21 protein-coding genes and 4 pseudogenes are annotated in these 24,373 nt (G+C 34.5%); 15 read left to right on the top strand and 10 right to left on the bottom strand.

The window, feature by feature from the left end; translation table 11 throughout:
- Positions 1-6 precede the first annotated feature (6 nt).
- Genes EUC40_RS17495 through EUC40_RS17485 form a run of 3 tightly spaced genes read right to left on the bottom strand, consistent with a single transcriptional unit; the run spans position 7 to position 1,623 of the window.
- Positions 7-939 (bottom strand): alpha/beta fold hydrolase, encoded by a 933-nt coding sequence (locus tag EUC40_RS17495; RefSeq protein ID WP_156576152.1) that lies wholly within the window; start codon positions 937-939, stop codon positions 7-9.
- A complete protein-coding gene (locus EUC40_RS17490; RefSeq protein ID WP_000545624.1) occupies positions 900-1,229 on the bottom strand; it encodes a DUF3147 family protein in 330 nt (109 codons plus the stop codon). Before EUC40_RS17490 ends, EUC40_RS17495 begins: the two co-directional genes overlap by 40 nt.
- Complete coding sequence (locus tag EUC40_RS17485; RefSeq protein ID WP_156576151.1) at positions 1,213-1,623, bottom strand: MarR family winged helix-turn-helix transcriptional regulator; 411 nt, start codon at positions 1,621-1,623, stop codon at positions 1,213-1,215. The genes EUC40_RS17490 and EUC40_RS17485 overlap by 17 nt, the downstream gene beginning before the upstream one ends.
- Before the next feature lie 125 nt (positions 1,624-1,748).
- Here EUC40_RS17485 and EUC40_RS17480 point away from each other — a divergent pair, with 125 nt between their 5' ends.
- Complete coding sequence (locus tag EUC40_RS17480) at positions 1,749-2,576, top strand: PP2C family serine/threonine-protein phosphatase (RefSeq protein WP_156576150.1); 828 nt, start codon at positions 1,749-1,751, stop codon at positions 2,574-2,576.
- Between the two features lie 42 nt (positions 2,577-2,618).
- On the opposite strand, the gene asnB is transcribed toward EUC40_RS17480, so the two are convergent.
- Positions 2,619-4,442: an asparagine synthase (glutamine-hydrolyzing) gene (gene asnB, locus EUC40_RS17475; RefSeq protein WP_156576149.1), complete on the bottom strand. Its 1,824-nt coding sequence runs from the start codon at positions 4,440-4,442 to the stop codon at positions 2,619-2,621.
- Between the two features lie 263 nt (positions 4,443-4,705).
- Between asnB and EUC40_RS17470 the strand changes: the two genes are divergently transcribed.
- A complete protein-coding gene (locus EUC40_RS17470; RefSeq protein WP_156576148.1) occupies positions 4,706-5,272 on the top strand; it encodes a sigma-70 family RNA polymerase sigma factor in 567 nt (188 codons plus the stop codon).
- Positions 5,269-6,375, top strand: a complete 1,107-nt coding sequence (locus tag EUC40_RS17465; RefSeq protein ID WP_156576147.1) for a DUF4179 domain-containing protein — start codon at positions 5,269-5,271, stop codon at positions 6,373-6,375. Before EUC40_RS17470 ends, EUC40_RS17465 begins: the two co-directional genes overlap by 4 nt.
- A 40-nt stretch (positions 6,376-6,415) precedes the next feature.
- On the opposite strand, the gene EUC40_RS17460 is transcribed toward EUC40_RS17465, so the two are convergent.
- Positions 6,416-7,489: a WD40/YVTN/BNR-like repeat-containing protein gene (locus EUC40_RS17460; RefSeq protein WP_156576146.1), complete on the bottom strand. Its 1,074-nt coding sequence runs from the start codon at positions 7,487-7,489 to the stop codon at positions 6,416-6,418.
- Positions 7,490-7,701: 212 nt separating this feature from the next.
- On the opposite strand from EUC40_RS17460, the gene EUC40_RS17455 reads away from it, so the two are divergent.
- Together EUC40_RS17455 and fbpA are read left to right on the top strand one after the other, a co-directional pair.
- Positions 7,702-8,601: a cation diffusion facilitator family transporter gene (locus EUC40_RS17455; RefSeq protein ID WP_156576145.1), complete on the top strand. Its 900-nt coding sequence runs from the start codon at positions 7,702-7,704 to the stop codon at positions 8,599-8,601.
- Positions 8,602-8,794: 193 nt separating this feature from the next.
- Positions 8,795-8,965 carry a Fur-regulated basic protein FbpA gene (gene fbpA, locus EUC40_RS17450; protein WP_000098301.1) on the top strand — a complete coding sequence of 57 codons (171 nt, stop codon included), beginning with the start codon at positions 8,795-8,797 and terminating at the stop codon, positions 8,963-8,965.
- 208 nt (positions 8,966-9,173) lie between these two features.
- Here fbpA and EUC40_RS17445 read toward each other — a convergent pair whose 3' ends face one another.
- Together EUC40_RS17445 and EUC40_RS17440 are read right to left on the bottom strand one after the other, a co-directional pair.
- A complete protein-coding gene (locus EUC40_RS17445; RefSeq protein ID WP_156576144.1) occupies positions 9,174-9,845 on the bottom strand; it encodes a GntR family transcriptional regulator in 672 nt (223 codons plus the stop codon).
- A gap of 16 nt (positions 9,846-9,861) precedes the next feature.
- Positions 9,862-10,827, bottom strand: a complete 966-nt coding sequence (locus EUC40_RS17440; protein WP_156576143.1) for a DMT family transporter — start codon at positions 10,825-10,827, stop codon at positions 9,862-9,864.
- 582 nt (positions 10,828-11,409) lie between these two features.
- On the opposite strand from EUC40_RS17440, the gene EUC40_RS17435 reads away from it, so the two are divergent.
- The 8 genes and pseudogenes from EUC40_RS17435 to EUC40_RS17405 all read left to right on the top strand — a co-directional run.
- Positions 11,410-11,820: a hypothetical protein gene (locus EUC40_RS17435; RefSeq protein WP_156576142.1), complete on the top strand. Its 411-nt coding sequence runs from the start codon at positions 11,410-11,412 to the stop codon at positions 11,818-11,820.
- Positions 11,821-11,996: 176 nt separating this feature from the next.
- Positions 11,997-13,451 (top strand): hypothetical protein, encoded by a 1,455-nt coding sequence (locus EUC40_RS17430; RefSeq protein WP_156576141.1) that lies wholly within the window; start codon positions 11,997-11,999, stop codon positions 13,449-13,451.
- A gap of 134 nt (positions 13,452-13,585) precedes the next feature.
- A pseudogene (locus EUC40_RS27310) lies at positions 13,586-13,767 on the top strand (TIGR03943 family putative permease subunit); the annotation flags it as partial.
- Between the two features lie 129 nt (positions 13,768-13,896).
- On the top strand, positions 13,897-14,556 hold the full coding sequence (locus EUC40_RS17425; protein WP_156576140.1) for a class I SAM-dependent methyltransferase: 660 nt from the start codon (positions 13,897-13,899) through the stop codon (positions 14,554-14,556).
- Between the two features lie 323 nt (positions 14,557-14,879).
- Entirely contained in the window at positions 14,880-16,283 is a 1,404-nt protein-coding gene (nhaC, locus tag EUC40_RS17420; RefSeq protein ID WP_156576139.1) for a Na+/H+ antiporter NhaC, read from the top strand.
- Positions 16,284-16,520: 237 nt separating this feature from the next.
- Positions 16,521-16,883 (top strand): annotated as a pseudogene (locus EUC40_RS17415) (lyase family protein); the annotation flags it as partial.
- Between the two features lie 640 nt (positions 16,884-17,523).
- Positions 17,524-18,654 (top strand): annotated as a pseudogene (locus EUC40_RS17410) (RNA-guided endonuclease InsQ/TnpB family protein).
- 144 nt (positions 18,655-18,798) lie between these two features.
- Positions 18,799-19,824 (top strand): annotated as a pseudogene (locus tag EUC40_RS17405) (class II fumarate hydratase); the annotation flags it as partial.
- Positions 19,825-19,919: 95 nt separating this feature from the next.
- On the opposite strand, the gene EUC40_RS17400 reads toward EUC40_RS17405, so the two are convergent.
- Both EUC40_RS17400 and EUC40_RS17395 read right to left on the bottom strand, forming a co-directional pair.
- Positions 19,920-20,342, bottom strand: a complete 423-nt coding sequence (locus EUC40_RS17400) for a PH domain-containing protein (protein WP_156576138.1) — start codon at positions 20,340-20,342, stop codon at positions 19,920-19,922.
- Positions 20,343-20,572: 230 nt separating this feature from the next.
- Positions 20,573-20,806, bottom strand: coding sequence for a hypothetical protein (locus EUC40_RS17395; RefSeq protein ID WP_156576137.1), 234 nt, complete (start codon positions 20,804-20,806; stop codon positions 20,573-20,575).
- A 225-nt stretch (positions 20,807-21,031) separates the two neighbouring features.
- Between EUC40_RS17395 and EUC40_RS17390 the strand changes: the two genes are divergently transcribed.
- A complete protein-coding gene (locus EUC40_RS17390) occupies positions 21,032-21,796 on the top strand; it encodes a DUF2087 domain-containing protein (RefSeq protein ID WP_071712352.1) in 765 nt (254 codons plus the stop codon).
- A 98-nt stretch (positions 21,797-21,894) separates the two neighbouring features.
- On the top strand, positions 21,895-23,304 hold the full coding sequence (locus EUC40_RS17385; RefSeq protein ID WP_071712353.1) for an MATE family efflux transporter: 1,410 nt from the start codon (positions 21,895-21,897) through the stop codon (positions 23,302-23,304).
- A gap of 58 nt (positions 23,305-23,362) precedes the next feature.
- On the opposite strand, the gene EUC40_RS17380 is transcribed toward EUC40_RS17385, so the two are convergent.
- Positions 23,363-24,061: a peptidase E gene (locus tag EUC40_RS17380; RefSeq protein WP_156576136.1), complete on the bottom strand. Its 699-nt coding sequence runs from the start codon at positions 24,059-24,061 to the stop codon at positions 23,363-23,365.
- Positions 24,062-24,373 lie beyond the last annotated feature (312 nt).

The raw sequence follows: 24,373 nt of genomic DNA, 5'->3' as shown, positions 1-24,373 counted from the left end.
GCAGCTTTAGTTGCTTCCTTTTTTTATTCTTAGGGAATGAGCCGCTTCAATAATAATATTTGGTCGATCATTTTCTATTCCGTGACCAGCATGTTCGGCAAGTATGTATTGGCTATGGATTGAAAGGTGTAATTGTTCATGAATCAGTTCTTGCCACATTGATTCAAGTTGTGTGGCTTCCTCTTTTGGCATGTTATTCTCAGTCAACTGAGTAATAGAATATTGAGGATCTCTACCGATAACGATTAATGGTATTTCTAATTTTTTATATAGCTCTTTTAGTGAAAGAGCACATTTTTTCCATTCCAATAGTTCAGAAGCTGTCGCTTTATATAATGAAGGAGAAGTGAGAAATTCAATTTGTTGTCTTGATTGATCGCCGAGCATAGGCTTTAGTTCATTATAAAGTGTGTCTACATCCATTTTGGAGTACGTATTATATTTTTGAAGCCACATATCATCAGAATCCGTTTGATCAGAAATTGGTAAATGAAGTTCATCTAATCGGTGTAAGTTCATAGAAGTGGAATCAACTAAAATAAGTGCTTGCAACTTATCTTCATGTAACATCGCAAAATGTTGTGCACATAAACCTCCATAGGAATGCCCGATTAGAATGATAGGCTCGTGAATATCCAGTTTTTGTAGTAACATATGTAGTTCTTTTGTCGCTTGTCTTGTAGTACGTGAATCATTTCCTAATTCACTTTTTCCGTAACCTGGGCGATGGTATGAAACGACTGTAAATTGCTGCGAAAGCTTTTCTATAATAGGAAGCCAATCATAAAATGAGCAAGTCATTCCGGTCTGAATGACTACAGTTTGTTTATTAGTTCCTTTTATATATACTTCTATATTTTGGCCTAATATCTCTACAAATTTATAAATAATAATTCCTCCTAAGCTTGAAATAATTTTTGACAAGCGAAAGCGATGCACCAAACACCGATACCAAATAGGACAGATGTACTAAGTGCGAATGAGTTTTTTAAACCGATATAAACGATAAATAATAGTAGTGCTGATGCAGGAAATCCATATAATACACCTAAAGCAAATTGACTCAATTCTTGTTTGTTCCCGCCTTCGAAAGAAATCCAAAATAGGCTCAGTAAACTTACGAGAGGAAGGGCAGCAATAAAGCCGCCTATCGCACTATAATGTTTAGCGACTTCAGTAATAACGCCGATAATAAGTGCCGAAACGATTACTTTAACGAGGAAATGCATACTTTGCCTCCTTCGCTAATAAAGAAAAAGCTTTTTCAATTAATTGTTGCTCTTCTTTTGATAACTGTGATTCTAATATTTTTATCTTTTCTTTATCTAGTAAAGTATGTTTTTCTAATACTTCAATGCCTTCTTTCGTTAAAGTAAGGTTCACAACTCTTTCATCTTGTTTATTTCTTTCTTTCATGATAAACCCTTTTTGAATAAGGCGCTTTACGTGTTCAGATGCTGTGTTATGAGAGAGACTAAGCTCAGTAGCGACTTTTCCAATTGTTATATCTTTCTCACGAGAAACGATTTGTAAAATACGAATGGCTTGGTGAGAAAGGTTGTCTTCATATTCATATCGTAAGTGATAATAAATACCCTCCCAATGCTGATTGATGTCTTTCATAATGATAAATCCCCCAGTTTTTTGTGTCGTATAATAAGATATATTCGTTAATTAAGAATGAAAATCCTTTCATTTGGATAAAAAATGTTGAAAAAGTTTATTTTTATTGAAATATAAGGTAATCTATGTGTAAAGGTATACATTTAGCAAGAGAGAGGATGATAGCTGTGAATACATTCAAATGGATGAGTCATGAACAGATGTATGTAGATGAAATACATGTTGAAAAATGTGGTCCTCTTTCAGTCGGCGTATATGGGGGAAATCAAGAGAGTGATGCATATGAACGAGGAGATGCAGTACTTGCTTGGTGGGATCCGAAATTACAATTTGAATTTGTTATGATTTTTGATACACACCACAAAACAAAAAATATAGATTACATAATAGAAGCAATTTCGGAAAGAAAAGAGAAGCTAAAAGAGCTATTTTCTTACCCGATACATTTAGCTTTTCACCATACACATATGTACTTATTAGCGTTATTTACAGATGAGTTATTTATTGAAAAATGTGATCAAGATGATGAGGAACTTGCCTGCTTAATTTGTTTACGAAAAGGCGAATTTTTATATTGGCTATCAGTTGGTGACTGTTTCGCTTATTTATTCCATTCTGAGAAAACGAAGAATGGAAAAGGACGATTAAATAAACGAAAAAATTATGAATATATCGGTAGGAAAAATATCTTTGCAGCAAATACACCTTGCTTTACGTCAGGTGTAAGAGGATTAGAAAAAGGAATGAATCACATTGTAATGGCAACGGACGGTATTTTAGAGTGTGATAAACGAAGGTTTGATGATGATCAATCTTTAGTAGAAATATTGCACGACGGAAATAGCTTGCAGATTGAACCAGTATTAACAAATGTACTGCAGTGGAAAGGTAGAGATTGTGCCACAATTATTGGATGGTCAATTGACACCGAAAATGAACAATGCGCTAATTAATATAAAAGGAGTTCAAGGTTTTTATCCTTGAACTCCTTTTTGTTAAGCGATATGGATATGATACGTTTTCAACCATTCATTTACTTGTAGCATGTATTCCATAGCACTTCTTGCTTCAAAATTGTTAATTTCTTTATTACTTTGATCGGCAATCGAAAGTAATGTGGAATGATTAATAAGTGAGAAAATAGGATTGTTTTTATTACTGCACATGTCGAGTGACAAATGACGGATTGTTTGTAAATAATGTGGGTCTTGTGAAGTTGGATACGCACTTTTTCTTCTATTGCGTACATCGTCAGGTAAAGCAGGTTGCAGTGCTCTACGTAAAATACCTTTTTCAATATTATCAATGCTTTTTATGTTGAAAGGAACGTTCCATAAATATTCAACTAATCGATAATCGCAAAAGGGAACACGAACTTCAAATCCTACAGCCATACTCATACGGTCTTTACGGTCAAGTAAGAACGGGAGAAATCTCGTTAAAAATAAATAAAACATTTGACGTTGTTTCGCGGATTTTTTACTTTCGCCTTCAAGAGTAGGTACTTCAAGTATCGCTTCTTGGAATCGTGTATCGATATAGTTTTCTAGGTTGCATTGGCTATTTACTTTATTTAGTAGAAGAGGAGAAGTGTTTTTCCAATTTGTTAGCCAAGGAAACTTATCGACATATAGTAATTCTTCTTGGTGAAACCAAGGATATCCACCGAATACTTCATCAGCAGATTCTCCAGATAAAGCTACAGTTGCATCCTTTTTCATTTCGCAAAATAGTAAATATAGTGAAGTTTCCATTTCACCAGCACTCGGTAAATCTTTTGCACGGAGGGGAACGAATAAGTGATTTGCTAATTCCTCTGCACTCACAATAATGTCATGATGTGATGTTCCTACATGTTCAGAAACGCGTTTTACCCAAGGAGCATCTAAACCAGTGCGAGCGAATGTAAGCTCAAAATCGTTCGCGCTATTTACAAAGTCAATGGAATACGTATGAAGTGTTTTATTTTCAGAAGCGAACTCTTTCCCAGCTAGTGCAGTAATACCGCTAGAATCTAATCCTCCTGATAACATACAAACGAGAGGAACATCGGCGATTAATTGTCTTTTTACGGTATCTTGTAAAATAGATAAAATATGTGATGATGTGTCTCTGGTAGAGTCTGTATGAACTTTACTTTCTAAATTCCAATACTTTTTAACTGCTTTTTTATTACGTGTAAACGTTATAGAATGTCCAGCACGCACTTCTTGAATATGTTTAAAGACGCCACATCCTGGCGTTCGAAATAAGCCTAATCCAAATATTTCATTTATGCCATTCGCATCAATTTCAGCAGGAACAGATGGATGAGCTAATAATGCTTTTATTTCGGATCCGAAAATAATGCTGTCATTTCTTTCTGTATAAAAGAGTGGCTTTACCCCTAAATGATCTCGCGCTAAAAACAATTGTTGCTTTTGATCATCCCATAAGGCGAAAGCGAAAATTCCATTTAAATGTTGCACGCAGTCTTCTTTCCATTCTAAATAAGCATGTAGTAACACCTCTGTATCCGAATGCGTTTCAAATGCATGACCACATTTTTGAAGTTGTTCTTTAAGCTCACGGAAATTATAAATTTCTCCATTATAAGTAAGAGCATACGTATAATCACCAGCACGAAATGTCTTCGGTTGAGTTCCGCCTTCTGGATCAATTACGATTAACCGGCGGTGTGCAAAGGCCGCGCGAGGTGAAAACCAAAATCCTTCAGCATCAGGACCACGATGCTGAATACTATGTGCCATCTTTTCTAAAATAACATGTTCATTGGAAAGATCCTTATTCCAATTTACCCAACCTGTAATTCCACACATACACATCTCATCTCCTAATTTTAAAAGTATATTAATGAAATAAAATGTACACTAAGTTAAATGGTGATTATATAAATAGTGTACTACATGAATTAAATTACAGACTTGAGAAAATTTTCTTTGAACGCATAGTTATGTGAGACAATGGCTAAGGGAAAGTATTCCATTACATACAAAAAATATTAAAAACATGAGAGAAAAAATGTTGTAAGACGTTATATAGGGTGTAAAAGTTTTTACAAAAAAATAAGGGGAATCGCTACATGAAATCAAATGAGAAAAATTTTATAAAAAGATTACAGCGACAAAAAGAAGATGCGCTAGAATTTGTTGTCGATACATACTTACCACTCATAAAGGGGATAACGCATAAAGTTCTTCTTCCGGTTCAAAATGATGGACTCATAGAGGAGTGTGTAAATGATATATTTCTTTCCATTTGGAATAACGCAAATAAATTTCATGGAGAGCCGAATGATTTTAAAAAATGGATTGCGGCAATTGCAAAGTTTAAAGCAATTGATTATTACCGGAAGGCAACTAAAAAAGTAGAAATTATTTCAGATGAGTTTCATATCAGTACAGAAAAGTCAGCTGAAGATGAATTAATCGTTATGGAAGATAGGGAAGAATTATTGAAGCTTATTAATCAATTAGAACCGCTAGATCAAAAGGTGTTCATTATGAAATACCTTCTCGGTATGAAGACAGAGGAAATAGGTGAAAAGTTAGGACTAACCCGGGCAGCGATCGATAATCGAGTGTACCGAGGGAAAAAGAAACTACAACAAAATGCTACGAATATTAATTTTGGAGGTAGTGCAATATGAAAGACATTTATGAACTATTAAATGACATTGATATAGATGAAAAAGAGCTTGAGGAAATTGAGACTTCTGAAATTGAAAAAGAAAAAGTAAAACGTAATGTAAAACAATCGATACGTACGAAGAAAAAGATGAAAAGTTGGAAAAAAGGTGTCGCTGCTGCATCTATTTTAGTAGGATTATCCGCTGCAACACTTGGTATCGGGTTTCCTACATATGCCGGGGGATTGCCAATTGTAGGTGACATATTCCGATTTTTAGATAATGGTAGAACAGGGTTATATGAAAATTATAAAGAGTTTTCGACTGAGTTGAATATGACGAGAGAGAGTAATGGGGTTAAGGTTACAATTAATGATGCTGTATTCGATGGTAGAACAATTACAATCACATATTCTATTGAGAGCGAAAAAGATTTAGGAGAGAAACCGTTCCCATTTGGAAGTCCGCAAGTGATGGGCTTTAATGGTGGAGGAGGTAGTTCGGACGTGACAAAAGTTGGAGAGGGAAAATATGTAGGTATGACTACGATGAGTGGTCATGGTAGTGAAAGGTTAGATGTTGCAAATGTTTGGTGGGATATAGAGGCAATTGAGTTGGATTATGAAGGGAATGTAATAAAGGGGAGCTGGAATTTTGCACTTAGTTTAAAAGCAATGGATAGTAAGGAAGTAAAAGTTAATGGGGTTTCTGAAAATAAATTAATAAAAGTAAATATAGACAAAATGGAAGTAACCCCGATGTCCTTTATCGTTTTTTATAATCAGGAAGAATCTAAGGCATTAAGAAGTATATGGGATAGCGCTGATGTGGAATTAGAAATAAAAGATGATTTAGGCAATAAATATGCAGGTGAAGGAAATGGCGGAACTAGTACAGTAGCAGAACCGCATAAAAGTAGTTGGAGTTCCACATTCCAAAAGTTGAACGAAAATGCAACAAAGCTTATCGTTACACCTCGTGTTCATTTAAGAGTTCATACACCTGAAAATCATGGAGGAGTGGAATTTATTAATGGAGTCGAGAAGAAAATTGAAGTGCCGAATAAAGAAGCAAAAAAGAAAGATATTATATTAGATGATATCGTAATTGACTTAAAGAAATAAAAGAGAAACTGCCTAAAAACATTAGGCAGTTTCTTTTTCGTTAAAAACTAGTTACGAGTAACGCATGCGGATGTTGTGTTTTATACTCATCTTTCCACGGGATGTTTAGTTGTTCCCAAGATTCGCCGCTATCATTAGATTGAAACACGCCGTTGTTATTTAAAGTGTAAAACGTATGTGGTTCTGCTTGATTTGTCGCAAACATCGAAATGACTGTACCGATTGCTGATGGTAGTCCTTGCTGTACTTGCTGGAAAGGAGTATCTTTCGTTTTACGATAAATATAAGATTCATAAGGTATACGGTGATGAGCGAGATCAGCACTCGGTGCAGCAGAAACGAGAATTGTATCGCAATCAGCTGGGTCGATAGCCATGCTGTATAAATAATGATGCTCAAGTCCGTCACTGCATGAAATCCAGCTATTTCCACTGTTATAGCTTTCAAGATATGCGCGATCAGGTCCGCCCATAAATCCGTCACCACATGATGCATAAAGGCGATTTGGTGCTTCAGGGTGCATGAGTAATTGATGAGCATCGATAGGAGCACCGAATTTTTTATCAATCCATGTATGTCCTTTATCGTTACTTTGAATAACGGCACCGGCTTCGATTGAAACGTGGATTGTATTTGGATTCTGTGGATCCACTGTAATCCAGCGTACGTGATGGGTAAAAGGTCTAGGCGGAAAAGCCCACGTATAAGAAGATAATAATGATTTCATATTTTTAAGTTCCGTCCACGTTTCACCACCGTTTTCTGAACGGAATAAAGCGCTCGGTTCTGTGCCGACATAAACGACGCCATATCCGTTAACTTGTTCATTAGGGCTTATCGTAATGGAAGTAATCGAAGAATGTAAAATACCATCTTCTTTTGGAAAATCAAAGTAACGATAAGAATCTCCAATCGGTCTCCATGAATCTCCACTATCGTCACTTAACCAGAGACCTCGTCCAAATGTTCCGCAATATACACGGTTTTGTTGGAATGGATCAACGGCGATACAGGTAGGTTGCATATTTTGTAAGTGATACGCTGTTTCATAGTTACCATATTGTTCTTTCACTACAACAAGTTCACGTTCCATACAGAGAAATAAACGTTTCATTTTAGTAACCTCCTTAAAAATTCTTTTATTAGTAAACAATATGAAAATAAAAAAGAAGTAGTCTTGTTTTTATTTGAGAAAAAGGGATTGTTTAAAAAGTAGCGAAGTGTGTATACAGAGGAAGTGGGCGTTTAACGGCAGCTAATATGGGATAAAGACGGGGAGTTTGTTCCATACTAATGTATAGATATTGTACTTAAAGGAGCATTCGTATGGGACATTCACATGATCACGGTCATTCTAACAATAAAAAGGCGCTACTAATTGCTTTTGTATTAACGACAAGTTTTATGATTGCTGAAGTTATTGGGGGATTTGTAACAAATAGTTTGGCCCTATTATCTGACGCGGGGCATATGTTAAGCGATGCGGTATCTTTAGCTTTAAGTTTACTTGCGTTTAAGCTTGGAGAAAAAACGGCAACTGCCGCAAAGACATATGGATATAAGCGAGTCGAAATGTTAGCGGCATTATGTAACGGTGTCGTTCTTATCGTCATTTCAGTGTACATTTTTATTGAAGCCATTCGTCGCTTTAAAGAACCGGTTGAGATTGCTAGTAATGGGATGCTCATTATTGCTGTACTTGGTCTACTTATTAATATTTTATCAGCTTGGATATTAATGAGGGGCGGAGATGTGAAAGGTAATTTGAATTTACGAAGTGCTTTCTTACACGTATTAGGTGATCTATTAGGATCAGTTGGAGCGATAATTGCTGCGTTACTTATTAAATTTTTTGGGTGGACTGCTGCAGATGCAATTGCTAGTATTCTTGTGTCTATTTTAGTCATTATTAGTGGATGGCGTGTAACACGTGATACGGTTCATATATTAATGGAAGGTGCACCGCAGCACATAAATGTTGAAGAAGTAAAAAAGACATTGTTAAGTATTGCGATTGTAAAGGAATTTCATGATTTACACATATGGTCTGTCACATCGGATTTTCAAGTATTAACTTGCCACTTGATTATTAAAGGTAATGAAACGCAAAGTGTATTAAAAGAAGCTACGGATGTATTAAAGGAGAAGTTTCATGTAGAACATGTCACCATTCAAGTAGAAATTGATGGTGAATTCGCTCATAGTGAGACAACTTGCAAAGTATGAAAGAAAAAGGATACGAAAAAGTGTCATAACATTTTTCGCACGACATACATATATATAATGTGGCCACAAATACTTTGTAAGGTAAATATTTCATAAGATTACTTTACTTATTAAGAATCATCTTTTATAATCAAAAGTGGTAATTGATAAAGATTATCATTTTCAATGATCGTAGAAAGGAGTTTTTTAAAAGATGAGTAGTCAACTCCGTTTTGCTGTTGAAAATCGTAAGAGGCATTTAATTGATGAGTTAATTGGAGCAGGTGTGTTTAAAATTCGCGACCGACAATTATACGAGCTGTCTTTAGAGGAATTGGAAAAAGAGTACGAAGATATGGAAGATTATGCAGATATTCAGGCATAACTATATAGATTAGTAAAAGGGGAGCTGGTTACGATTTTGTGTAACCAGCTCTCCTTTTATCCCGCATTAACGGGCAGTAAGACCCCCACCTCAAAATTCAGCGGAAGCAAAGAAGTTAGGTGAGGGATCAACTGCCCGTAAAAGCCCGATTGGTTCAACTAATAATCAGTGGGGGATGAACAAAACCCCCACTGATTAAAGTTTCACTTTATTTCGTAGAAATTAATTTTTGTATTTCTTTCATTGGACGGAGCCAGTTTTGGGACATCATTTGTTCCATTTGTTTTTCATCCTGCTTCTGCAATGCTTGAATGATAGAGTGATGTTCTTCAATAGATTGACTTGCTGGAACAAAGTTTTGGAAAAACAAATATTCAAGGCGCAAAACATGAAGCTGCATATTTTCTAGAAAAGGTTCAATATATCGGTTTTTAGCAATAAAAGTAATTGTATTGTGGAATTGTATATCTAGTTGTAAAGCTCGTTTTGAGTTTTTTTCCTCTATAGATTGTTGAAAAGAATTATTTATTTCGGATAATAGTTTAATATCAGCAGCTGTAATTTTTTGAAGTGCTTGCTTTCCAATAATTGAGTGAAGACCAGCCATCGTCTCATAAATGATAGATACGTCTTCTAATTTAATCGGAGCAATTTTCGTTTTTTGCCCAGGTACCATTTCCACTAGACCAGAAAGCTCTAGAATTTGTAACGCCTCTCTAACTGGCGTTCTACTTACTCCAAGTGCTTCAGCCAATTCCCCATCATTAATTTTTTCATCAGGCTGTAGTACACCTTCAATAATCCAATCTTGTAGTTGATTTAAAACGAGTGATTTTGCCGAAACTCTTCCTGGTTTTTTATAATTTTGAGGGACAGGCATAGTGAATTCAATCCTTTCATTGTATATTTTCCTTTTTCGCATGAACAAGTTTTAATTTTGATTTTCCTTCATCCGGCTTTTGGCTTAATATGAGCACCATTATAATGACGCAGAAAGCACCTAATAATTGAAAAGATTGAAACGGTACGTGCAATATAAGTACAGAAGAAATAATAGCCGCAAGCGGTTCTGTGCAACCGAATAATGTTGTTTCTTTCGGAGTAAGGTATCTTATGCTGTCTAAGTATAAATAAAATGCGATGAGTGTCCCGAAAATGACGACAAATGAAATGAGCGGGAGGGTACTTAGTTTTACATATTTCATAGTTGATAATAAAATGAATTCGTTTGTGGAAATAAAATGCAATATCGTTACGCTAATCCCCCCAATGATCATGCCCCATCCAACGATAACGGATGAAGACCATTTTTCTAACAACTCCTTTGAATATAAACTATAAAATGCAAGAGACAGTCCAGATAAAATCCCCCAAATAATAGCTGGTGTAGATACAGCTAAGTTATAAACAGACCCGTTTGTTAGTAAGAGGAAAGTTCCTACTAATGATAGGAAGATTGAAATAAAATCAATTTTTGATGGACGAATGTTCCATTTGAACAGTAAGTATACAGTGATAAATATAGGGGCTAAATATTGTAACAATGTTGCAACGGCAGCATTTCCTTCTTTAATAGAAGCAAAGTACGTGTATTGTACAGCAAGCATACCGAATAGGCCAAACAAAATCATTTTAATAGCATCAGATTTTTGTTTCCATATGCCGAATATTTCTTTTTTTCTCGTTCCAAATGATGAAATAAAGAGTAAGATAACGCCGGATATAAGTAAACGGATTGTAACTAACCATTCAGTGGAAATATTTTCATATTGAAAAAGTTGTTGCGCAGCTGTTCCGGACAAACCCCATAAGCATGCACCGATTATGACCATGATAATGCCTTTTATCCGATTCGGATCCATAAAGCATATGTCCTCCTTTCAAAAAAATATATTGGATATAATACGCAATATATCACGAAATGGAACAATTATAAACTGAAATTTCTAATTGTTATAAAGGTTTAGAGTGAATTCTTTTTTCACTTTGTTATGAGGTATAAGTAAAAGACGGAATAGGATCAAACAATGTCTTCCGATTTTCGTCTCTTTCTCCACTATTTAGTTGCATCAAGCTCATAAAAAGATGATCTGAAACATTAACAATCTACAACAATTATTTGACATTTGGCAACACATAAAAGTGTGTTTATAGTAAGATTTCCGCATATTAATAAGATGTGGGAGGAAGGGGATCTCATGCCAGATAGGTATTTGTGAATACAATTCCTAGAAGCGGCATGATGAAAAAGGCTTTTCAAAATGTATATGGGGGTAAAAGATGAAAAAATGAAGTGAGTATGGGTATTATTGGGATTTAACTTTAGAAGTGTAAAATGTGAAAACAGATAGAGTAGAAGCAATTGCAGTCAATTCGAGTTCACAATCATAAGAACGTTCCGTTGTTTCCATAACTTGATTTTACAATGTGCAGGAGGTGGCAAATTGACATTACTGTTAAGATGTATTTTCATGTGTACGCTTATTTTTACTTTTTTTATGCCTTGGTATAATGCGTTTGGAGCAAAGGATGTGAGCGGATTTACCATTCCTATCTGGGAAGAAATTTCAATTTTCTTTTTTCTATATCTTACTCCTCTTTTTTCCACAATTAGTATGTATAGAATAATTATAGGAAGAAACCCAGGGGTTTTTTATTTATTATCTGGAATTCCAAATGTGTGTTTCTGGTTATTGTTATTTCTTACAGATAATTTATATGCGCCTTGGAAATATTCTTATCTCGGTGGAAAAGTAGGTTTATTCGTTTCTCTACTTGTCATCGTAACATACTTCATTCCGTTTGCAGTTCCGAATACGAGAAAAATAACTCATGCTAAGAAAAAAGATATGTAGGTATCCGCTTTAAATATTTATGCATGATTTTTGTGTATATCATGAAATGGCGATAAATGAGTTGTATGATTTCAAGAAATTGTATTTGTATCATTTTGATAGAATCTATTTACTCGAAAGAATTCGGGGAATGTCGTTTTCGTTTATGTGATTCGGGCATATAGAGGAGGAAACGAATGAAACGTTATATAGGGATTTCGCTTCTAACAATTGCGGCAGTTTTTGGAATGGCAGCTTGTGGAAGTGAAGAAAAAGAGAAAGTCATGAAAGAAGTGAAGCAGGAAGAAACGAAAAAAACAGATGGAGTAAAAGAACAAAGTGAGAAAGTAAAAGAGCAGAGTGAAAAAGGAAAAGAAGTGAAAAAAAACGTTACATATGCAAAAGCTCCATTAGAAATTCAAAAACAAGAACAACTTTTATATGAAAATGAAAGTGGAGCGATTCGGTATTTAGGGTATACAAAAGATAAAGTAACAGGGTATACACTATTAGCATTACGATATGAAGGGGAAATAGCTCATTTAGATGAGGATAATATGGCAGTTACTGTTATTGCCGAAGATAGTACAAGTGATATATTTGTAGACAGGATGAAAATAGAAACACGTGTTACTGATGAAGGAGAAGTTCATTTATATAAACTGGATAAGGACTTTAGTGGTAAAAATCTTGTTCGTATGGATGTGGTATTCGAAAGAAAAGCAGATGGTGGTTATGAGGAAAAAGATAAAAAAACAATCCAATTAAAACCATCAAGTGGAACAATGGATATTCCAGGTATTGAAGCAATTGATACGCCATCTTATAGTGGGCTATCCATGAAAAAAGAAGGAAAAGACATGGATGTGGAAGTGAAAGCAATTGAATTGTCGCCAGATTATAAAGAGATAAAAATTGCAGGTATTTTAGATTTGAAAAAAGATATAAAAGACCGCCCTGAAATTTCTTTCTATCAGCCTGTTACACGGTATGTAAGTTCAACAAAGGTAGGGATCAAATCTGAAACAAGTTCTTTATTTGCGGGAACAAAGATTCCATTTGAATCAACTATTAGTTTAAAAGAAACAGTAGGGAAAAAAGATGGTGTCATTTATTTCTCCGTTGAAAGTGCACTGTATGCCTTTAATTTAGCAACAGGAAAAGAATTGGATGAAGTATCATTGACTGGATTCCTAGCGATAGAAACAAATCGGAGTAACAAATTACCTTCTACTTATGGATTTAAAGATGTGAGTGGAAAATCGCATTATGATGCTATGAAAGCAGTTGGTGCCGATTTCGATTTAGGAAGTGAGACAACTAGATTTGGAAATTACCAATATCCAATTGCGGATGATTACAAAACAGTAACATTTAATATAGGAGCTGGAGAAGGAAAAAGTGTTCATACAGGTGATTATATTGTTCGTGTATATGGGGATGATTATAAAGTAGATAAGGTAACGAAACAAATTGTAGGAACACCAATTGTCGAAAAGAAAATCAACAAAAATAGTCCGATGGAACCTGTTACAGTAGATGTAGAGGGAATAAAAGTTCTTACTATTCATTATGATACGAATGTAAAAACGCCCCAAGGGGAAAGTTCCTATATCCCAATGATTATTTCGGATATGATCTTGAAGAAATAAAGTTCAATGGATTGAATATTACTATGTAAATAAAAAAAGTGAAAAGTTGAAATTGATATTGTAAAATTCAAAGAAGAAAGATTCTGAAGGGGGAGGATCTTTCTTCTTTTTGCTTAATTTGCATAACTTGTTGAATTGTGGATGCATCAGTCTGGGGATGATTGTTAAGGGACAAAACGTTGAAAAACCCCAAAAAGAAACATTGGTGAAAATAACAGGATAATTAGATGGAATGACATATAAAGGAATGCTATTTCCACTTGTAAAAGTAAGTAAAGTAGAAAAAATGAATAAGCCATTAGTTGCATATGTATAGGATAGTGTATCTCAATAAAAAGAGCTAATTCTTCATCTTTTTATGAAATAAAATCATAATTACAATGATAAAAAAATAAAGATAAGAGTAATTTGGATTGTTAAAAATATGTATAGAAGGAGCTATGAGATGAACTGGATTACTCATAAACCATCATTTGAATTTGATAATTATAGTCATATGATTCGGGCACATTCTGCGTGGAGTGGACATTTAGATTTCGCATATGATTTAGTACGATTTGAAAAGCCAGAAACTTTAGTCGAGTTAGGTACACATTTAGGAGCTTCCTTTTTTAGTTTTTGTCAGGGGGTAAAAGATGGAGGGTTATCGACTAAATGTTTTGCAATAGATACTTGGGCTGGAGATGAGCATACAGGTCCATATGGAGAAGGGATTTTTCTTTTAGTAAAAAAAGTTGTGAATATTAGTTATCCGAATATAGGGAATTTAATTCGATCTACATTTGATGAGGCCTTGGATCAGTTTCAAGATGAAACGATAAATTTGTTACATATTGATGGTTATCATACGTATGAAGCAGTTTCTCACGACTATAGAACGTGGCTACCTAAAGTCGCGAAAAATGGTATTGTATTATTTCATGATATTGAAGTTAAAAGCGGTGATTTCGGCGTGTATAAGTTTTGGGATGAGGTAAAAGAGAAGCACCCTCATTTTCAATTTGAGCATTCATATGGACTTGGAATATTATTTCCAAAAGGTTGTAGTGATAAGGTTGCGGAATTACTTAAAAACAAAGAAGAAATACAAAATATGTATAAATAAAAATGGAGCATGCATCATTTTAATGATGTGTGTTTTTTTGTGGATAAAAATGGTGATTCTTAAAAACTGAGGATAATAGTAAAAAATCTTATTGTGGCAAATATTAAAAAAGTTATTCTTGGATTGTTTTATATAAAAATGTAACATTTTTTATATTTTCCATTGCGAAAAGTAACATCTACTTTTACAATAGAAAAGGTGTTATATTATACTGGAAAAATAAATCGAAATAATATGAAAATTTTGTTTTGTCTTCGCTAATTGTATATTACATACATGTAAGACGACACACGTCATGTTATCGACTTGTAAGGAGAGAAAAAATGAAAAGTGTAAGATTACCATCAATGCTAGAAATCGTAGTTCTTTTATTACTATTTCTTGCTGTTGTCTTTTCCTTCCAAACGATTTTTGATCTCCCAATTCAATTGGCGCTATTTATTTCATGGTTTTTAGTAATTGCGCTTGGATTAAGATTAGGATTTCGTTATCAAGAATTGCAAGATGCAATTACGAAAGGGATTTCTAACGGGTTAGAAGCAATACTCATTTTAGTTGCAGTAGGTGCTTTAATTGGAACTTGGATTGCTGGTGGCGTTGTACCAACATTAATCTATTATGGATTAGAATTTATTCACCCTAGCATATTCTTATTAGCAACATTAATTATTTGTTCGATAACTTCTATCGCGACAGGAACATCATGGGGAACAGTTGGAACAGCAGGTATTGCTATGATGGCGATTGGTGAAGGACTTGGTTTACCACTTCCACTTGTTGCTGGTGCAGTTCTTTCAGGAGCTTATTTCGGCGACAAATTATCACCACTGTCTGATAGTACAGTTCTTGCGGCTTCTATGGCAAAAGTAGATGTTATTGCTCACGTTCGAGCTATGCTTGTATTAGATGTTCCGGCTTATATTATTACAAGCATTATGTTTACTGTAGCTGGTTGGATGTATGGCGGCGATAATGTAGATTTAAACCGAGTAGAGTTTTTGAAAGAAGCTTTATTAAAGCAATTTGATATTAAAATATGGATGCTTGTTCCAGCGGTCGTTGTTATTGTTCTATTAGCAATGAAGAGACCATCTATGCCAACAATTGCAATGGGAGCTTTAATTGGTGCAATTTGGGCAACTCTTTTCCAAGGGATGAACTTTGGAGAGGCAATTGGAACAGCTTATAACGGATTCTCAATTCAATCTGGTGTTGAGTTTGTGGACAAGTTATTAAATCGTGGTGGAATTAACGGTATGCTTGGATCAGTAGCCGTTATCATTTTCGGTTTAGGATTTGGCGGATTACTTGAAAAACTAGGTGTTTTAAAAGTAATCGTATCAAAATTTGAAAAGAAATTAAATTCTGCAGGTAATGTAACATTGTCTACATTAATCGTAGCATTCTTAGCCAATATATTTGGTTGTGCGATGTATGTATCACTAATTTTAACACCGAAAATTATGGAAGATAGCTATGATAAATTAAAAATAGACCGTCGTGTATTAGCGCGTAACTCAGAAGTAGGTGGAACGCTAACTTCAGGTATGGTTCCATGGTCTGATAATGGTATTTTTATGGCTGGTATTTTAGGTGTAGCAACGTTCTCATACGTTCCATTTATGTGGTTAAGCTTTGTTTCATTAATCTTAGCAGTTATTTATGGATATACAGGCAAATTCATTTGGTATGTGGATGATGCTGAAAAAGGAAAAGAAGCGTCATAAATCAAAAATCACCTTCTACGTTATGTAGAAGGTGATTTTTTTATCAGAGCGTACCTATTTAGAATGGGATGGATACCGCACTTATTCATGCTTCACATTGTTTCTGGCACATTTTATGTTAAGAGGCTGTTAAAAAAGTCTGAAATATTTATATATAAGAGTGAGAATTCTTATCATTTGAGTAAAAGTCTGTTATTATAAGAAATGTAGGTATTATATTTTCAAGGGGATGAAAACATGGAGTACAGAATTGAAAGAGATACAATAGGAGAAATAAAAGTTCCAGCTGATAAATTATGGGCAGCACAAACACAACGTAGTAAAGAAAACTTCCCGATTGGAACGGAGCAAATGCCGCTTGAAATTGTAAAAGCATTTGCCATTTTAAAGAAGAGTGCAGCACTTAGCAATCAAAAATTAGGAAAGCTATCAGAAGAAAAAGCAGAAGCAATTGTGGCAGCAGCTGACGAAGTAATTGCAGGGAAATGGAATGAACATTTTCCGCTTGTCGTATGGCAAACGGGTAGTGGTACGCAGTCAAATATGAATGTGAACGAAGTAATTGCAAATCGAGGGAATCAAATTTTGAAAGAGAAGGGTAATTAACTGTTACGATTTATTTAACCAATTATAACGAAAGTTAATTAAATATATCAGTAAGCCCTGCTAGTCAAGTGATTGGCTAGTAGTGAGGGTTAACTGCGGGCAATCCCTAAAGCTGATTGAACTACAACGTGGCTAGAAATAGCGAGCGTGAATGTCGCGAAAGCAGAAAAAATCAATCAGATGGTGCAAGGTTAAATCCTAAACACTAGAACAATGGGTCTTCCGCCTCGAATCATCTAAGTCAAAATGGATAAGATGAACGTTCAACGACTATCTCGTATAACTGACGAGAGTACATCACAAGCCTATGGTGGTGGAAAAATCCTCTATCTTTAAGTAGATAAACATATAGTCTGCGCTCATGTGAAAACAGGAGAAGTTCATAAGAGAACTGGCTAAGGAGTTGCGCCCTTAGTTGAACAAGATAAATTTTATTAAATCTATCAAACTTCATTGAAAATATCGAACGTACGTTCTCTGTTTTGTTCAATGAGGTGAGAGTAATAATGAAATTTTCACGAGTTAGTCAAGTATCGGAATTAACAGGTTTGTATCCTGGTAGTCTCAGGAGAATGCTGGTGGAACACGCTACGATTCAGAAGAACAAATCTTTCATTAAAGGAGTTACATTCTGATGATATTGGCGAAGAAAGTCAGACTGATTCCAACGCCTGAACAAGAAAAAGTGCTTAGAAACCATGCCGGTGCTGCGAGATTTGCTTATAACTATTGTAAAAGAATGAGTGATAGATACTATAAGCTATTTGGAAAATCTGTTTCACAGTTAGCTTTACAGAAACGATTTACAAAGATCAAAAAGCGAAAGAGATATGAGTGGTTAAATGACATCAATGCACAAGTTCCCAAACAGGCTTCAAAAGATTTTGATACGGCGAGAAAAAATTCGTTCAAAAAGTACAAAAATGGTTCTCACACTTCTTATAAATCCAAAAAAGATTTAATGCAAGGATTTTATGCCAATTATGAAAGACTGATTATAGGAAAGAAAGTCGTTCATATTTAGTCTATTGGAGAAGTGAAAACAAGCCAACAACTACCAAGAAACAAAAAACCATCCAATCCAAGAGTTACATTTGATGGTCGTCACTGGTGGATGAGTGTAGGATTCCAAGAAGACTTTGAATCACAAGAACTAACGAATGAGTCGATTGGTGTGGATGTTGGTTTAAAAGAACTTTTTGTAGCTTCTAATGGTATGAAAGAACGAAATATAAACAAAGATGCTAAGGTTAAAAAACTTTTGAAAAGGAAAAAGTCAGCGCAAAGAGATATGTCTAGGAGATTTAAAAAAGGTGTGAAAATTCAGTCTGCCGGATATGAAAAAGCGAAAGCTGAGCACCTGCGGTTATCTAGGAAAATTATGAATATCCGAAATAACCATATCCATCAAGCAACAGCTAAATTGGTGAAAACCAAACCAATGAGGATTGTTGTGGAAGACTTATCTATCTCAAACCTGTTAAAAAACAAAAAACTATCGAAAGCATTTACCTTTCAAAAATTACACTTCTTCTTTCAATGTTTATCATACAAGTGCGAGAAGTACGGCATTGCGTATGTAAAAGCTGATAAATGGTTCGCTTCAAGCAAGATTTGCTCATGTTGCGGAGTTAAATACGACCATTCAGTTCAACCAGAAGGACAGTGGAGTTTAAAAATACGTGAGTGGTGTTGTATTTCATGCAATAGCCATCACGATAGGGATGTAAATGCTGCGATAAATTTATCAAGATGGGTAAAATAAATGCTTGATAATAGGAGGTAACGATACTGCCTCGTGTGGAGTGTTATACCCCTCGTCCCTTTGGGGCTGCGAGAACACGATGAAGCACTAACTTGTGTAAATTTGATTGAATTGTATAGATTTAGTTAAGTTTATCGTATCGGATCTGACGTACATATTCATCCGAATGATGATGTGAACATGTCTCAAAGCTCAAATGATACATTTCCAACAGCGCTTCATGTAGCTTGTGTAATCGCAGTAGAAAATCACGTATTACCAGCGATTACGAAGTTAAAAGAAACGTTAGCAGAAAAGGTAACTGCATTTGAACACATTATTAAAATTGGTCGTACACATTTACAAGATGCAACACCTTTAACATTAGGGCAAGAAATTAGCGGATGGCACCGTATGCTTGAAAAAACAGAGCGTATGATTGCTGAGAGCAATACATATATGAAAGAGTTAGCAATCGGAGGTACTGCGGTTGGAACTGGTATTAATGCGCATCCTAAATTTGGTGAAATGGTATCAGAGGAAATTAGCCAATTTACAGGTAAACAATTTGTTTCTGCACCAAATAAGTTCCATGCCTTAACGAGTCATGATGAAGTTGTATATACTCATGGTGCATTAAAAGCATTAGCTGCAGATCTAATGAAAATAGCTAACGATGTACGTTGGCTTGCAAGTGGCCCACGTAGTGGTCTTGGGGAAATTATTATTCCTGCTAATGAACCAGGAAGCTCTATTATGCCAGGTAAAGTAAATCCAACGCAAAGTGAAGCATTAACAATGGTTGTAGCGCAAGTTATGGGGAATGATGCAACAATCGGGTTTGCTGCGAGCCAAGGTAATTTTGAGCTAAATGTATTTAAACCAGTTATCGCTTACAACTTCTTACAATCAGCACACTTATTAGCAGATGCGATTGTTTCGTTTAATGACAATTGTGCAGTTGGTATTGAAGCGGATGAAGAAGTGATTAATGAAAATGTGAATCGTTCATTAATGCTTGTAACAGCGCTAAACCCGCATATTGGATATGAAAATGCAGCGAAAATTGCGAAGCACGCTCATAAAGAAGGATTAACTTTAAAAGAAGCAGCGTTGCAATCTGGATTACTAACAGAAGAGCAATTTGATGAAATTGTTGATCCGAAAAAAATGATTGCTCCGAAAGAATAATAGAAGACGCCAAGGTTCTTAGTATAGAATCTTGGCGTCTTTTGATATTCCTTTTATGTTTTATCCACTTGCACTCCTGCAAGCTTCAAAATCTATTATTTGTTAGCAGGCATATTCAATACTTTCATATGTGGACAGTTTTCTTTTAAGAGTGAAATGAACTTTTCTTCTTCTAGTGGTACAAAAGCGGTAACTGAGTCAAATAAATTGTAATGGATTTCTAATTGCTGTCTAGTCCATTTCTTTGAATGAAGTTTTTTACCAGCGTATTTAACGTGACGAATGTCTTCAAATGGAATTTCAGTATGAAATATGAAACCGTGTTTTACAATAAGAGATGATGCAGTTATATTGTAGTGAGAAAAATAGAAGGAAGAAAGATTTACGACATTTAGCAGCATCATGAGAGTGAAAAAAATAGAATTTTTATTTTGGAAGAATAGCGAAATGAAAAAAATCATGATAAATAATGAAATGAAAATGACGTGAAATGGATTTTTTTTCGCTTTAAATTTCAAGTTGGTCACCTCGGTATACATGTACTTTAACTAAATTAAATCATAACATCGTAATAAAACGCGTGAATATGCAGAATTGCATATTCACGCGTTTTATTATTCATGTAAAATTTCTTGATGGGATAAATTCAAAAGAAGTTTTGTAATAGTGGAGTGGCATGAAATGACTTACAAGAATAGAAAGATAGTGTTAGTTATAATTAGTTGTATTATGATTATGGGTAGTTGTGCTAATACATTTGTTGAAGATAGAAACCGAAAGCATACATTTGTACAAGCAAGTAAGGTTTTAGTAGAGACTGTAAATAGAATATATAAAAAGTGAAGGGTGTTTTCTTATACGGAAACACCTTTTTTGTAGTTAAAATTGAATGTACTTTCTCCCAATGTCCATATTCACTAATCGCATAAGTATTTCGGGCGATTTGATTAACAGTAAACCAAGGATCTTGTAGAATAATCATGTTTTGCGTCACATCCTATCTTCATTCATGTATTAAATACATTCGCTTTTCGTTGTTTTAAACCCTTTTACAAGATTATTTAATAGACGTTTTTATAAAAGTTTATAAAATAGGCAAACGAAACATTGAAATGTTTATTTTCGGTATGTTAAGATGATGAAGTGATAACAAACGATATTATGAAATGTTTGTTTTTAAAATAAACGTTTTGAAGGAGTGTTTAGTATGAGCGATATTTCAGAGAAATTTTGGGATGCATCGGTGGAGGAATTGAAGAAAGGATATGTGTTTGATGCAGCGGCGGAAGAATATATTTGTTTAGCTTGCGGAGAAACGTTTATAAAAGGCGTTATTTATCAAGATAATCAAGTTTTGTATGAAGCAGAGAAGTTTGCCCAATTGCATATTCAGAATGAGCATACATCTATGTTTGATTATTTATTAAATATGGATAAGAAATTTACTGGTTTAACGGATTTGCAAAAGAAAATGGTGCAGTTTTTCCATATGGGACTGAATGATAAAGAGATTGTAAAAGAGATGGATGGCGGAAGTACATCAACAATTCGTAATCATCGATTTACATTACGAGAGAAAATGAAGCAAGCAAAAGTATTTTTAGCGTTAATGGAATTATCAGAAGAAAAATCAAAAGTACAAACGAAATTTGTACCAATTCATAGAACAGCAACAATGGTAGATGATCGCTACAATATTACGGAAGAAGAAAATGATGAAGTATTAAAAGCGCATTTTACAGAAGGATTAGATGGACCGCTTTCTAAATTTCCAAAAAAGCAAAAGCGTAAATTGATTATATTACGCCATTTAGTGAAGAAGTTTGATAGTAATAAAAAGTATACTGAAAAAGAAGTAAATACAGTGATAGAAAATGTATACCCAGATTTCGTAACTTTGAGAAGATATTTAATTGAGTATGGTTTTTTAGATAGAACAGCTGATGGAAGCCAATATTGGGTGAAGTTATAATAATGCATAAAAGAAAATGAATAGTAGCACATCATTATAACAACTATACAAAGAGATAGAGTTTGAAAATAGATTTTGAATAAAAGGAGAAATGAAATTTGAAACCACCTACAGAGAATAATAAAGAAGGTGCGGAGTCACACAAGTTAGAAAGTGAGAGTAAACCGATATGGAAATCAATGTCGGTGTTTTTAGTACCGTTACTATTAAGTAATGTATTACAATCAGTTGGACAATTATTTGGTATGGTAGTAGTAGGAAGATGGCTTGGTGTAAATGATTTAGCAGCTATATCAGCTTTCTTTCCGTTATTTTTCCTACTCGTTTCATTCGTAATTGGTATTGGTTCAGGAAGTTCTATATTAATTGGTCAGGCGTTTGGTGCTAAAAACGAAGATCGTTTAAAAGCGATCGTTGGTACGACGCTGACGTTTACATTTATTATTGGAGTTGTGTTGGCGATAATAGGTAGTATTTTTGCGATGGATATTATGCGCCTAATGGGAACGCCAGAAAACATTATTGAAATAAGTGTACATTATGCACGAATATTATTTATATCGATGCCAGTATTATTTTTATATTTCGCATACACAACATTTATGAGAGGTACAGGAGATTCTAAAACGCCATTTTATTTTTTAATTGTAAGTACAGCGCTAAATATGATCTTATTACCAATTCTTATTTTTGGATGGTTAGGAGCTCCGAAATTAGATGTGTATGGAGCAGCTTATGCTTCTGTTATATCTACAGTTATTACGTTTATTGTCATGTTAGTGTATTTAAAGAAGAAAAATCACCCATTACAATTGGATGGCACGGTTAGAAAATACCTTCGGATGGATGGGGAGTTATTAAAGCTATTGCTACGACTTGGTATTCCAGCGAGTATTAATATGATATTAGTTTCATTATCTGAAATCGCGGTAATTGCGTTTGTAAATCGTTACGGCTCGGATGCAACAGCTGCTTATGGTGTTGTGAACCAAGTTGCAAGTTATGTACAGATGCCAGCCGTTAGTCTTGGTATTACTGTCTCCATTTTTGCGGCGCAATCAATTGGTGCGAATCAGTTTGATCGATTGCAGAAAGTTGTAAAGGCCGGAATTATTATGAATTATGTCATCGGTGGTGTATTAATATCCCTTATTTACTTGTTCTCAAGAGACATTTTATCGCTATTTTTGACGAGTCAAACTACAATTGATATTGCCCATAGCTTAGTTATGATTACATTATGGAGCTATTTGATTTTCGGGCATGCGCAAATTATTAGTGCGACAATGCGAGCAAGTGGTACAGTACTATGGCCAACCGTTATCGGTGTTGTATCAATTTGGCTTGTTGAGGTGCCTGTAGCGTATTACCTTTCTTACCATACAAGCCTTGGAATAGAAGGAATATGGATTGGGTACCCGGCAGCGTTTATTGTCAGTTTAATATTACAGTATGCATATTATAAGCTTTCATGGCAGAAGAAACGAATTACACGATTAGTTAGTTAAATCATACAAATGTCCCTAAGTTATTACACTTAGGGACATTTTTTTTGTAAGTGTGGGTTTACAAATAGCTTTTTAAAGTTATATCAAAATGTTGTCTAATGAGTTTTTTATCACTCATATAAAACTCCCACGCTTTTTCCGGCTCACCGATAATTTCAAAGGATTCCTCTGTAATATATAAAGCACAATTATCTTCTAGTGCAATCCCTTCTATACTACCTTGATGATTTTGTAAAAAGGAATGAAAGGCGTTCATTCTGTTTAATTGGTTATAATGCGGGCAAAATCTTTTGTTCACTATACTCCATCCGTTACTCTCGATATAGCCAGACCCCTCATAATCCGATCGGATACTAGATGTAAACCAACACATAGCCCCAGCGCTATATCCTGCAATAAGTGTGCCGTGTTTCAAAGCCGATAGTAACTTTTCATTTAGTTCATGTTCTTTCCATTGTGTAAGCATGTGAATATAGTTTCCACCACCAAGATAAATAAGATCAGCTGAATGAATCATTTCGTCTATTTCATATTTCGAAGGTGTATCAGTTATAGTACGTAAAACTTCTACTTCACAATGTAATTGTTTTTCAAACGTGTCTAAAAACAGTTTTATATAGCTTTCATCATCATAACTAGCTGTAGGGATAAATAATACTTTTGGATACTGTTTATCTGTTAATTCTATAAGTCGTTCATTAATAAGCGAGTGATTGGAATCTTGTAAATCACCGCCACCAATGACAGCTAATTTCATAGTAAAGCACCACCTAATCATTTTTGTTATATAAAAATTCGATAGAAGAGAGTTACATTCCTTCCATAAATGAATGATGATATGGAAGGAGGAAAGAAAAATTATATAAGAATAGTAAGAGGTGCAGTATTTTTTACATAGTAAGGAATTAGAAACGATAGGTTGATAAATAATATGAGATACATATCGTTACAAAATATAGAAGTCATCTAGATGAATATTACGAAAAATCATTAAATATAGAGTATGTATATATAATCCGAGGAAATAGTAATGATTTCATAAAATGTTTTTTACTTTTTATGGGAACTT

The sequence above is a fragment of the Bacillus luti genome, from assembly GCF_009739945.1.
Taxonomy (GTDB): domain Bacteria; phylum Bacillota; class Bacilli; order Bacillales; family Bacillaceae_G; genus Bacillus_A; species Bacillus_A luti.
Note: the sequence above shows the minus strand (reverse complement) of the source record. Positions and strands in the feature narration are given on the sequence as shown.